Below are 14,134 nucleotides of genomic sequence, written 5' to 3' on the forward strand. Positions count from 1 at the left end.
CGATAACGAATTACCCCTTTTTCAGAGGAAAAAAAACACGAATGCCAATCCACTACAAAACAGTATCTGTAAAAGAACCAGATAAATTTACCTGCGACAAGTGCTCTAAAATATATGAAATGCACACTTGTGTCCGTATTAAGCATACCTTTGGCTATGATGCCCCACCAGAGTGGGATATGAAAGCTATTGATATTTCACTGTGTGAAACATGCCTGATTGACATAGGCACCTTTATGAAGATTATTCAAGGTCAAGCTAATGATCATAGCGAACATAAAGGCTCTGAAAGACTATCTCATGCCCTTGAATGTGCAAGTTCATTTTCTGATGAACCACCCAACTTTGATAGTCACCCAGACAATGGAAAGTACGGCTTTTGGAAGGTTGTAGGGATGCGTCACCAAGCACTTGTTCAAACAGATCATGCGCAAAAGGCTCGAGAGCTCGCAGTCAATATCGTTAATGATTGGGAGCTTTGCAGTATAGAGTACCTTGGCCCTCACCTGCCAAAACTAATGAGCATTGTTTAGCTATTAACTTGCTACTACCATTCCTTTGAGTGCATTTCTGCAAGGACTGTTGCTTATCGCCATTTTCAAACAAATATTTTGCCTTACTTCGAGACATCCTGAGAGCACAAGCATTCAAAGTAAATACTACCAAACACGGTATCAGTATTGTGCATAAAAAGCTCATTAGCAGGATAGGCAGATCGATTTATACGGCTGAACTGATGTATGGGAAACTTTCCAGCTCTTGACTCAAAACCATTAATACGTTTATTGGACATTTTGAAAGCGAAGTCAGGTTCTACTATTTTTCTGGTAAACAGCAAAATATAGATCATCTTGGGCATATCATTTTCTAATTCTAACGATAGTTTGATCTAAGCTTTAGGTAGTTTGTTTCCCTGCAGTATGAAAAGGAGTTTACTTTCTTTGTGTCATCTAAAATAGCAAAAAGCTTGCTCGACACTAGAAAGTACATCATTGGCAACAACGATGATTCTCTTGATTCAGCAATTCTTAATCAGTCTGATATCAACTGTTGATAGGATTTTTAAGGCAGGATGCCCATGGGTTCAGCATTAAATCGCTTGTTAGAAACCTACCGTTCACATGCTAAAACGCCGCGTGAGCTAGGTAGTTACTTTGAAAGTATTTCCAAAGCCTATTTAGAAAACGATGATATCCAGAGGCAGCTGTACAGTAAAATCTGGAGATATGCCGACTGGGCCGCAGAGCAGGGACTCAGCAAGGCAGATACTGGGATTGATTTGGTTGCACAAATGGCTGATGATGCTGGCTTGTGTGCTATCCAGTGCAAGTTTTACGATAAAGATTATCGTCTTCAAAGAAAAGATCTTGACTCATTTTTCTCTGCTTCAGGTAAAAAGCCATTTTCCCGTCGTATTGTCATTGATACAACGCTAGGTGATTTAGGTAAAAATGCTCAAAGTGCCTTTGAGGGACAGCAAATAGAAACCTTGAGGATTGGGCTTTCTGCCTTAGAAGAAAGTCGCATCGATTGGTTGACATTTGTATCTGATGATGAAGTAAGGCTATGCCCTAAAAAACAGATACTTCCACATCAAAAAGAAGCATTGAAAGCCGTTAAAGCTGGGTTAGCAACCACCTCTCGTGGCAAGCTGATCATGGCCTGTGGGACAGGAAAGACCTTTACAGGCCTCAAAATAGCCGAGAACCTTGCGGGATTGGGCAAGCGGGTTCTATTTTTGGTACCTTCACTGTCCTTGATGTCCCAAACCGTAACCAAGTGGACCAATGATACTGTATTAGCATTGCGTTCCTTCGCTGTGTGCTCTGATACTCAGGTTGGCAAGCGCCGGAAGGAAGATGTGGCAGACTTGGAAAAGCAAGATTTGGTTTTTCCTGCCACAACTCACGCGGAGACATTGGCTAAAAAAGCCAGCTCTGATGCTCCAGACAAAATGACCGTTGTATTTTCCACTTACCAATCTATCCAAGCAATCTCTGATGCCCAGTTGCTCTATGGCCTGCCTGAGTTTGACTTGATTATATGTGATGAAGCACACCGCACCACCGGCGCAACCCTTATGGGGGAGGCAGAATCCAGTTTTGTTAAGGTCCATAACCAAGACTTTATCCAGGGTAAAAAGCGCCTCTATATGACGGCCACTCCACGTATTTTTGGAGATGCAGCCAAAGTTAAAGCTAACGAGGCCGCTGCAGTGCTTTGTTCGATGGATGACACAGCACTCTTTGGAGAAAAGCTATTCGAGCTTACTTTTTCCCAGGCTGTGCAGACCAACCTCTTGAGTGACTATAAAGTGGTTGTCTTAGCTGTGGACGAGGGTTTGGTGAGCCAAAATGTTCAGCGGCGTTTAGCTTCAGAAGACAATGAACTGAAGCTAGACGATGCCACCAAAATCATTGGGTGTTACAAAGCTTTGGCCAAGAAGAATTTGGCCTCAGATATAGAGGATGACGTCCAGCCTATGCGTCGTGCTCTTGCCTTCTGTAGGGATATTAAAAGCTCAAAATTGATCGAAAGTGAGTTTGGCAAGGTAGTTGAGGAATATCTTAATCATCATCCGGATCAGGTGCAGGACTTGCGATGTGGAGTTCGTCATGTGGACGGCACCTTCAATACCAAGGCTCGCAATCAACAACTTGAATGGCTCAAGGAGAATACTGAAAAACAGGAAGCCCGCCTTCTCACGAATGCGCGTTGTCTTTCTGAAGGTGTGGATGTACCAGAACTAGATGCCATCATTTTTATGCATCCCCGTAAGTCACAGATTGATGTGGTGCAATCAGTGGGACGTGTAATGCGAAAAGCGGAAGGCAAGGAAATGGGGTATGTTATTTTGCCCGTTGGTATTCCCGCTGGTGTTGAGCCAGAAGAAGCCCTTAATAATAACGAAAAATATGAAGTCATCTGGCAGATACTCAATGCTTTGCGTGCCCATGATGATCGCTTTGATGCCATGATTAACAAAGCGGGATTGGGGGAGGATGTGAGCTCTAACATTCAAATTGTTGGTATTTCCAGTGAGGAATCTACGGCCACCACGGCTGTGGTACAGGAACTTCCTAGTCGTAACCAGCAAGAAGAGAAACGGATTAATATTGGAGGTTCAAACCATTATGAAACTGAGGGGGATGGCAAGTCTGTTGTAGATGTAAGAGGTCCCCAGCAATTTAGCTTTATTTTTGATGAGCTTTCCAAGGCCGTCATGGCGAAGATTGTTAAGAAATGCGGTACTCGCCTTTATTGGGAAGACTGGGCCAAGGATATTGCCAAGATTGCACAAGCTCATGTCACTCGTATAGCGACTGTGGTAGAACAGCTTGGTACTAAAGAGCGTAATGCATTCGAAAAGCTTTTGGAGGAGTTGCGTGATGATCTCAATGACAGCATCACCGAAGCTGAAGCAATTGAAATGCTGGCACAACATCTCATCACCAAACCTGTGTTTGATGTGTTGTTTGAAGGCCATAGTTTTACTCAAGAAAATCCTGTATCAAAAGCGATCCAGGGAGTTCTGGATGTGCTGGAAGAACAGCATCTGGAGAAAGAATCTCAGTCTCTGAAAAAGTTCTACGACAGCGTTAAACAACGAGCACAAGGTGTAGAAACCATTCAAGGCAAACAGCATCTAGTGGTAGAGCTCTACAACAAATTTTTCCGCAAAGCTTTTCCCCTCATGGCTAATAGACTGGGTATTGTTTACACCCCAGTTGAAGTAGTGGACTTCATTATTCATTCCGTTAATGACGTATTAAAAGATGAGTTTGGGCTGACATTGGGCAGTAAAGGAGTCCATATACTTGATCCTTTTACCGGTACTGGTACTTTCATCACGCGTCTCATGCAATCCGGGCTGATAACCCTTGAAGAGCTAGTTTACAAGTACACTCATGAGATACATGCCAACGAAATTGTGCTATTGGCCTATTATATTGCAGCCATTAACATTGAGGCAGTCTATCACGATCTTTCAGCGGGCGAATACGTGCCTTTCAAGGGGATTTGCCTCACTGATACCTTTCACATGCATGAAAAAGAGGATTTAATATCCCACCTGATGGCTGATAACTCTGGTCGTCGTAAGCGTCAGAAGAAACTGGATATTAAGGTGATTATGAGTAATCCACCCTACTCCTCTGGTCAAAAAAGGCAGAATGATAATAATTCCAACATTCCTTATCATGAATTAGATGAAAGCATTCGATCGACTTATGCACAAAAATCAAGGTCAGGACTTCATAAATATTTATATGATAGTTACATCCGAGCAATCCGCTGGGGAAGTGACCGCTTAGGCAAGAGTGGTGTTATGGCCTATGTATCTGGTAATGCTTGGATAGAACGGTCCTTTGCAGATGGAATGCGTAAATGCTTGGCTAATGAATTTACTAAGATCTACGTTTTTAATCTGCGCGGCGATATTCGAAAAAATATGTTAAGTAAGGGAAGAGCTAAAGAAGGAAGTAACATCTTTGGTTCTTCAAGTATGACAGGCATAGTGATTACCTTGCTCATTAAAAACCCCAATGCGACTTCATTTGGAAACATCTTTTATTATGATATTGGGGAGGATCTAAATAGTAAAGAAAAATTAGCGCTCATAAGCAGTTTTGTCAGTATTAATGGTATTACTGAAAAAAAAGCTTGGCGAACTATTACTCCAGATGACTATGGTGACTGGTTAAACCAGAGGGATAAAAGTTTTGACGAATTTATTTCCCTTGGAGATAAGAAAAATAAAACTACTGCTACAGTATTTGAAAACTATTCTCTAGGTGTTGTCACCAACCGTGATGCATGGTGTTATAATGCTTCAAAAAGCGAGTTATCCAGAAATATCAGTCGTATGATTAATTATTATAACTCAGAAGTTGATCGTTACCTTGCTGAGACACTTGGTCAGAAACAGATTAAAATCGACGATTTTGTTCACAGTGATGCGAAGAAAATAAGCTGGTCCCGGTCACTAAAAGGAGATTTGAAAAAAAGAAAACTTTTAGAGTTTCAAGCAGAATGCCTAGTTCAAAGTTCCTATAGGCCTTTTAGCAAACAGTGGGTTTATTTTAACCGCCAATTAAATGAAATGGTTTGTCAAATACCTCAAATTTTTCCAAAGGCCGAGATTGATAACAGAGTGATTATTGTAACAGGAGTCGGTGCCAGATCGGGTTTTTCTGTACTGATGATAAATACGCTCCCAAATCTTCACACAATGGACACTGGTCAGTGTTTTCCCCTAAAACTCTACGAGCCTGTTAAAAAAAATGCAACTATCGATTTGGTTTCCAAAGAATCAAGTCTTCTTGATGAATACACAATGAGAGATGGTATTTCGGATGCAGGGCTTTCTCATTTCCAAATAGCTTATCCAGGCGAAAAAATTCGAAAAGAGGATATTTTTTATTACCTCTATGGACTGCTTCATTCCGAAGATTATTATAATCGTTATGCCAACAATATTTCCAAGCAGTTACCTCGTATCCCCTGTGTGAAAAAAGCAGAAAATTTTTGGGCTTTTGCTAAAGCAGGAAAAGCTCTAGCTGAGCTACATGTTAACTATGAAACCGTTGAACCTTATCCTGTTGAATATAAAGGTGGGCGTTTGCTTTGGGATGAGTTAACTAAGGATGATTTCTGTGTGGACAAAAAATGGAAATTTGGTGGAACCTCTAGCAAGAAAGACAAATCTACGGTCATATATAATCATAAAATCACTATGACCAATATACCTGTTGAAGCCTATGACTACATTGTCAACGGCAAACCCGCTTTGGAGTGGGTCATGGAACGTCAGGTTGTGAAAAAAGATAAAAGTAGTGGTATTGTCAATGATGCTAACCGCTATGCAATTGAGACTATGAAAGACCCCTCTTACCCCCTAAAGCTGTTTCAACGTATTATTACAGTAAGTTTACAAACACTGAGAATTGTTAAAAATCTACCGAGGTTAGATATTAACTAGTAACTCATGGGGCACAAAAGGGGGTAACACTGACTTGGTCAAAACTAACTCTTGTCGTTAGCCAAATAAGTATGTAACTGGCTTAGCCTGTAGCCCTTGTGCTGCCGTTTATATTAGTTCCGGTTACAAAAAATTAGTTTGTAACTAGATGAGCCTGCAAACCTGATTCTATCGTTAGTCGAGCTTAGAAAGGTGCCTCAGTCACAGCTGTCATTAAACAAATAAGTTTGTAACTAGAGCCGCCTATAACCCGCATTCTTCCGTTTACGCCAATAGCATTAACAAAAATAAGTTTGTAACCAACCAAAGATAATGACTAAAAAATACTCTGATTCATAACAAATAAGTTTGTAACTAACAATTGCGATTTTTTCTTACAAAATCATTACTAAGGCAAAATTAGCAACTTAATGATTTCTAATGCCTTTTAGCAAAGGAAACCTTTCAATAAAAAAGACTTAATCTGTTGGGGTAATTAACATGATTGCTTAATGGCTACACTGTAAGTGTACCCAAGTATAAGCAACTGGTAACTTACCTCAAAAAACGTATTGCATTATGAACAGCAATGGACAACAAGAAGCCCTTAAACGGATTGAAGCAGCAAGGCTCAATGAATCAACTGAGCTGGATTTATCCTCTCTAAATCTAGCAGAATTGCCACAAGCAGTTGCTGACCTGACCCAGTTAACGGAGCTGGATTGCAGTGGTAACCAACTAAAAGACCTATCAGCCCTGGCCAACCTGACCCAATTAACTGAGCTAGTTTGCAGTGATAACCAACTAACCGACTTGTCGGCCCTGGTCAACCTGACCCAATTAACTACGCTGGTTTGCAGTCGTAACCAACTAACCGACTTATCGGCCCTGGTCAATCTGACCCAATTAACTGAGCTGTATTGTAGTGATAACCCACTAACCGACCTATCAGGCCTGGCCAAGCTGATCCAATTAACTACGCTGGTTTGCAGTGGTAACCCACTAAACGACTTATCGGCCCTGGTCAATCTGACCCAATTAACTGAGCTGGATTGTAGTGGTAACCAACTAACCGACCTATCAGGCCTGGCCAAGCTGATCCAATTAACTACGCTGAATTGCAGTTTTAACCAACTAACCGACTTATCGACCCTGGCCAAGCTGATCCAATTAACTACGCTGGATTGCAGTCGTAACCAACTAACCGACCTATCAGGCCTGGCCAAGCTGATCCAATTAACTACGCTGGTTTGCAGTGGTAACCCACTAAACGACTTATCGGCCCTGGTCAATCTGACCCAATTAACTGAGCTGGATTGTAGTGGTAACCAACTAACCGACCTATCAGGCCTGGCCAAGCTGACCCAATTAACTACGCTGAATTGCAGTTTTAACCAACTAACCGACTTATCAGGCCTGGCCAAGCTGATCCAATTAACTACGCTGGGTTGCAGTGGTAACCAACTAAAAGACCTATCAGCCCTGGCCAACCTGACCCAATTAACTGAGCTAGTTTGCAGTGATAACCAACTAACCGACTTATCGGCCCTGGTCAACCTGACCCAATTAACTACGCTGGTTTGCAGTCGTAACCAACTAACCGACTTATCGGCCCTGGTCAATCTGACCCAATTAACTGAGCTGTATTGTAGTGGTAACCAACTAACCGACCTATCAGGCCTGGCCAAGCTGATCCAATTAACTACGCTGGATTGCAGTCGTAACCAACTAACCGACCTATCAGGCCTGGCCAAGCTGATCCAATTAACTACGCTGGTTTGCAGTGGTAACCCACTAAACGACTTATCGGCCCTGGTCAATCTGACCCAATTAACTGAGCTGGATTGTAGTGGTAACCAACTAACCGACCTATCAGGCCTGGCCAAGCTGACCCAATTAACTACGCTGGATTGCAGTCATAATCAACTAACCAATTCCGTAGAAATACAAACAATTGTAGAAAATAACCCAACATTAATATCAGTCGATTTCAGATATAATCCTATTCAACGTATTCCCAAGGAGTTTTTAGATTCGCTGAAGATTTTAAAAGGGTATTTTGCAGATCTAAAACAAGGTGCCATCGAAAACAAACAAATTAAATTATTATTACTGGGTAATGGCCGAGTAGGTAAAACCACATTGGCTTATTGTTTAGAGCATCAGCAGGCTCCATTGGAAGGGACCGTTTTTGAGTCAACCCATGGGATTATCGTTAAAGACATTACATTACCTTGTCATCAAGGGGGTAACCCCTGGCAATTACGGTTATGGGATTTTGCTGGCCAAGAGATTTATCACGCGACTCACCGACTCTTTTATACCAGTAATGCGTTATATCTGGTGCTATGGGCAGAAGAAACGGATGAAATAGATACAGAACATGACCATGAGCTGATCTATTGGCTGGATTTAGTGCAACTCCATGCTGAAGATGCTGAAATTATAGTGATTAAAAATCAGCTTAATCGACGAAATGAGTTAGGCCTGCAAATTAATGAGCTTCAACAACCCCCCTATAACCACCTTCAGCATTATGGTATCAGTGCGAATGTGTATCAGGGTGTGCGAGTCGTAGAAGCCGCAATAGTCGATGCACTAGAGCAATTGGTAAACAACTTACCGACATTACCCATCACCTGGCATCAAGTAAGGGAAGCACTGGATAACACAAAGGACCACTATATTAGTTACGATGACTACTGTGCACTTTGTAAAGAGAATCAGGTAGGCCACCCTGATGTATTACTTGATTATCTTCATCAAACCGGCAGTTGCTTTTATTTCGGATCTGACTTTAACAATCATATTATTCTCGATCAAAATTGGGCCATAAAAGCAATTTACCGTTTATTTGAAAAAGATAACAAAGGGAAAGGCCCAAGACACATCATCCACCAAAAACATGGTGAAATTACAGGCAACGAAGCTTTAGCACTATTTAGCGGCTACAGCCAAAGTGAGGTGGAAATTTTCTTCAATTTCATGCGAGGGAGCCACCTGTGCTTTTCACAGTCTCAATGGAGCGCATTTGGAAAGCAGCAGTTTGTCTTTCCTTCACTGTTACCCGAGTCGCACCCAGAGTTAGAGGCTTATACCTATAATGCAAAGTTTGAATATAAAATCACTTATCCTTGGTTGCACCGACTACTAGTTGAACGTTTCATTATTCATGCACGCCATTTAGCACCTAAAAAAACATGGTGGCGGAATGGTATTGCTGTCATTGATAGAGAACTAAAAAGCGCAGCGGCATTGGTTGCAGATTCCGAAACCAAAAGCATCCATATTTATGCTTCAGGCCAGAATCCAACAGCACTATTGAAACGCATTTTGAAGTCACTGGATGAGCTGAATCTTTGTCAGCCTATAGAACACCTAATAAAAGAGCAAGGTAGTGAATGGGTTGATATAGAAGAAGTAAAGAAAGCACATCAGACTCGAACCCCATATGTTGTCGCTGAAACAGGAGAAAATGTGAGTGCAGTATCGTTATTCGATGCACTCGAATATGAAGATGTGAAGCTTTTAAGTGAAGTACCAGAAACAACCTCAGAACAAATACAACATTTCACTTATTATTATATCAAGGAGGCAAAAAAAGTGGAAAATACAGGAAATAAAGTAACTATAGAAAATAGTGAAAATATTAGGTTTATGATTAAAGGTGATATTAATATAGGGGCGAACAACTCAGATAAACAGGCAAAAATCGGTAAACTTGAGGAGCTAATTAACTTGTTGCAAGCTGCTCCACCGACTACCAACTCTGAAGATGCCATACGGTATTTAAAAAATACCGTCGATGAAGTAAGTAAATCTGAGCCGAATAAAACCCTAGTTGAAACCTATCTAAATACGGCTTCAGGTTTTTTGAATATGATCGACAAAGGTTCTGAGCTATTTAAAAAAGGGAAAGAACTGTTTGAAAGTTTTGGTTTTTCCCTTGGGTAATGGAATTGCCAATAGTCGGTTTGATCAGCTGCCTCCTTAATCCTGTTCCATATGAGTCAACTTGACTGAAACAGCTGAGTTGACCACAGGGTTTTGCTGTCGCTATTTTGGCCGCTTAGTTACAAACATATTTGTTATGGTTACAGACTTATTTATCCAGTTACAAACTTATTTGTTTACTGACAACAGCAAATGAAGCTTTGTTAGTTACAGACTTACTTGTTTGGTTACAAACTGATTTGTTCACCGACATTTACTGAGTAATATCGGTCTGCTTGATGGAAAGCAGTTGGTTGAGTTTGCGGCTCACACCAGATTCGTTCCTATTGAACCCCAGATTTCCGTAAGTATTCTCTTAAGCGTCTGTATCGGTCATCTTGCGCTAGCAGAGGTGCAGTTTGCACTATCTCATCTAAGCATTGTCCCAACTCCTGAGTTACCCATTGTTGCTGGTCTGAAATCACAATATCTAGCAGATCTAGTGAGTCCAAAGGAAATTTTTTGCACAATTCTGATTCTTTCAGGAGGTTTAAGGTGTAATAAGGATGTTCAATTGGTTTCAGCCAGTCTTTCATAGCAGCCAAAGCGGACGGAAACTCAGAGCGAGCTGCAATGGTAAGCCTGGTTAAGGATTCGGCAATACGCGGTGTAGCTAGATCTCGGGACTTGGGCCAAACATTTTGCCAGAACGGCTTTACACGGTTTCTCCAATAATCCTCACTCTGTTCTCCAGCCCCATCTAGAGCCTGAAAGAGTGCCTGAGCTGCTTCCTCTAACCCTTCTTGAGGAAGCTCCCCAATCGCTGAACGAAAATCATCCACGGTATAACCTTCTAGCGAATCGAGCGCTGCGTAAGTAAGAAAAGCTGCGAATTGCTGACGGTGCTCGCCTAGCTCAATATAGTGTTTCACACACTCTAAAAACTCCGTTTTGAGAGCAGTCAATAAGGGCTGGTACAAACGTGGCGACCACAAAAAACCTTCCCACACAGCTTTTGCTTCTTTCGGATTGTTCCAACTATACAAAGGCAACAGATATTGTTCAGTCCACGTTTGATCCACACGGTAGAGTGCAATTAATCGCGAGCTTAGCAGAACCCGCCCATGACGGAACCGGTCCACATTTACATCGCAGATTTCCGTAAAGAATTGCTTAATGTCAGCGGGAAGATGATCCCCATCATTAGGGCTCTGTTTGAGCCAAAAATTGATTAATGCATGTGTGGTATGCCCAACGGGATGATTGATAGCTTCATTGACAGGGTCAACTGGCTCACCATTGAGAAGTGCTTCTAAAGGCAGTTCAAGAACTCGACGGCACAAGTCCAGAAGTATATCTTCTTGCTGATTGACTGACTTCGAAACGATCTCAATCCAGCTCGTTACACTATGGACAATCACCTGAAGGGTGTCGTCTGGCATCCTCTTTACTAGCAAAGCAGCATGTCGCCATGATCGCAACACCATATCTTCTTCACTCCAAACTTGCAGGGCCACACACCATCGGTCGGTTGGCCAAATGCTAGCCTTAGCTAGATCACATAGCGCTAACAAGCTGTGAAAGAAGCGGGTGCGGCAGACATCATGCCATGTGTCTTTATAGATACTTTGCTGCTCGGGTAGTTGCTTTTTAAGCCACTGAACGAGTTCATGCCGCTTTCGAGGTGCAATATCAACATCCCGACTGTCTTCATAGCCTGGATCGCCAGTTCCACTCATCCAATGGGAAAACTCGTCCCGTTCGTTAGCTGCCAGCTGCCATTTTGGATATGCATGTGACAACTCTTGTAAGCGAACTTGGGCGGTAGGGCTTAGAGATATCCCAGAGGAATCCAGTTTGGATAAATGAAGCCATACTGATCGATCCACCAGCTCTTGCCAACGATCTGGTTCTAGATCTTCTCGATACATCTCGCGCGGTGGTCCAGCCAAGATGACAGCCTCCAAACGTTCCTGAGTCGCCCCTGCTAATCGGCACCCTTGCAGAACGAACAACCTGAACACCTCCCGCCCCGTATCAGTGGACCATAGCCACCAAGCACCATCAGCTAACAGCCAATCCACCCACTGATCGGGATCAATGCAATCCTCCTGGCTAGCTGCAAACAAGGCTAGACGTTTGAAGGTGAGATACGGCAACTCGAACCAAGCCTGAGCAATCCTCGTCGCACGAACACGGTCATTGCTATAAACAGCTAGCCACGCATCACGCAGCAATTCAATTAACCTTACCCAATCGCGAAAGCTTCTGTTCTGCCAGTGTGGAGTAATGGAGGGAAGATCCCAGAAAGATCGGTCGCTGCGCTCATCAGCTCCACCCAGCTCATGCATCAGGTCCAGCGCATCACGCAGCAGTTGCTGAAAGTCCTCTAGCAGTTGTGGTAGTGCAGATGTCCAACAGTGCTCACTGGTAAGTTCATGTAGAACCGCATACACATCACCAGCTGCAAGCTTTACTTCCCAGTCCACCAGTTGACACAGGCGAGTAGCTTGAGCTGCGCTCTCTTCCTGGTCACTCCAACGAAACGGCCTTTTCAAAGCCACCTTTGGCGTGAGCAGTTCGCGCAACTCCAAACGCAGCATGATGGTCAGGCCCTCCCGCTTCAGCCGATCTTTCCAGCGATAGAGATTGAATTCACGCAACGGTGATTTTACCCGGCTGCTAAGCAGCAGACGCCAAAGTTTACGCATCAAAGGGCTAGGAATTGCATTGGGTGCCTGTGCGTGGATATCATTCAGCTCGGTGGTCTTGCCGTCATGCTCAAGTAAGGCATATTCTTTGAGCTTGTTCTCGATCAATTGCGGCCAAGGATCATGTAACTGGCCGCCACGTTTTGCTACCCAGATGATTAACTCAGGGTCATTCAGATGACGCGTTAACCAGCGGGCTAGATGGTACATAACCTTGTCCCACTGACTGCTATTGATACCATTGGAGGCCAGCAACATTAGTGGTGCACGGTCATAGGGTGCAAACCGACGAATCAGGCTGAAGCGCAATTCAGCATCTACCTTGTCCCGTGGCGGCACGTCAAAGCGGGCCAAATCACTGTGCTGAAAGCGTTCGTCTATAAAGGCCTCTAACAACCACTCCAACGACGGGACAGGGTTGAAATCAGCAAAGCGTTTGGCCGGCAACCCAGAATTGTCCGACAAAGCCCACAACATCCGACCTACGAAATCATCTTGCTGTGTGCTCACTGATGGCTGTGCTAGTGCATGGCTTACAACGATACGTTCCTTGCCCAGTATGCCATCTCGGTAGATTTCCGCCCATGCCTGCAAGGTTCGGTGCAATGCCGAATGGTCATGGCTACTGGCAGGCACATCATAAAGGATGGGCGTAACTCCCTTAGCCTCCCACTCAATGGTCTTGCAGTGTTCCTGCCCCGGTGCACAATCGCCCAAAGCCCAGGCTTGCGGTGTAATTTCCCCCAGCATTCGGTCAGCAGCCAACGCATCCATCATGTATCGCAAGACAGGATCGTTAATACTGTAGCCAACAAAGCAGACCACATAGTTGCGGAACAGCTCACTCACGAAGCGTGCTGCCCAGCGTTCAGTAAGATAAGCCAAACCGAAATCACCGCTGGTGAATACCAGACTGTTCAGATCCGTATCTTCAGCCTTTCTTGGCAAGAGACCATGCAGGTAGACCAACCCATCCCATCGACTGTTCTTCGGGATCGGAAGCATCGGCGCGGCATAAGCCCTGAATGTTTGGCCAATGCGTTTTGCCGCCGTATGGAACACACGGTCAAAGTTGGTGGTGACCAGCCGCAGTGCACCCTCACGGCTGCGCGCTAGTCGCAACAATGCCGCATGTGTATCAGTGGCACCCTTGCGGCGCAATTTAGGTTTGAGAGCCTGCTCCAGAGCGCGGCGAACTGCCAGACGCTGCCCTGGGAGTCGTCGTTCCAGCAAGTCGAGCGTGGCATCATACTGCTCGCGGTCTAGTGCCTCTTGCTCAATATCTGAGGGTGTCGTGCCACACAACCGATAGATTTCTCTTACAAGCCCATAGAAGCCAGGTAGGCCAGCAGGATAGGAAATGCCCGCACCGCAGAAAAACACCACGCGCCCCTCTTCATGCGCCTGCAAAAGCTCGTCGGGAATGTCAGGGCCGTGGGCTATGAATTGCATTCTTTTAACTTTCTATCCTGTTAGTTCAGGGATTCGCTCTATTTACTCATCGAGTTTACCCTAATTAAAACTGTCTTAT

Annotated in this window: 4 protein-coding genes; 3 read left to right on the top strand and 1 reads right to left on the bottom strand. The window is 43.8% G+C overall.

The window, feature by feature from the left end:
* Nucleotides 1-41 precede the first annotated feature (41 nt).
* From G4Y78_RS15860 to G4Y78_RS15870, 3 genes are all read left to right on the top strand, one after another.
* A complete protein-coding gene (locus tag G4Y78_RS15860) occupies nucleotides 42-533 on the top strand; it encodes a hypothetical protein (protein WP_163833954.1) in 492 nt (163 codons plus the stop codon).
* A gap of 545 nt (nucleotides 534-1,078) precedes the next feature.
* The gene (locus G4Y78_RS15865; protein WP_163833955.1) at nucleotides 1,079-5,980 is read left to right on the top strand and encodes a DEAD/DEAH box helicase; all 4,902 of its coding nucleotides are present in this window, start codon (nucleotides 1,079-1,081) and stop codon (nucleotides 5,978-5,980) included.
* 558 nt (nucleotides 5,981-6,538) lie between these two features.
* On the top strand, nucleotides 6,539-9,913 hold the full coding sequence (locus G4Y78_RS15870) for a leucine-rich repeat domain-containing protein (RefSeq protein WP_163833956.1): 3,375 nt from the start codon (nucleotides 6,539-6,541) through the stop codon (nucleotides 9,911-9,913).
* 323 nt (nucleotides 9,914-10,236) lie between these two features.
* Here G4Y78_RS15870 and dsr1 read toward each other — a convergent pair whose 3' ends face one another.
* Entirely contained in the window at nucleotides 10,237-14,055 is a 3,819-nt protein-coding gene (dsr1, locus tag G4Y78_RS15875; protein ID WP_163833957.1) for an anti-phage defense-associated sirtuin Dsr1, read from the bottom strand.
* Nucleotides 14,056-14,134: the final 79 nt, after the last annotated feature.

The organism is Spartinivicinus ruber (assembly GCF_011009015.1).
GTDB classification, from domain to species: Bacteria; Pseudomonadota; Gammaproteobacteria; order Pseudomonadales; family Zooshikellaceae; genus Spartinivicinus; species Spartinivicinus ruber.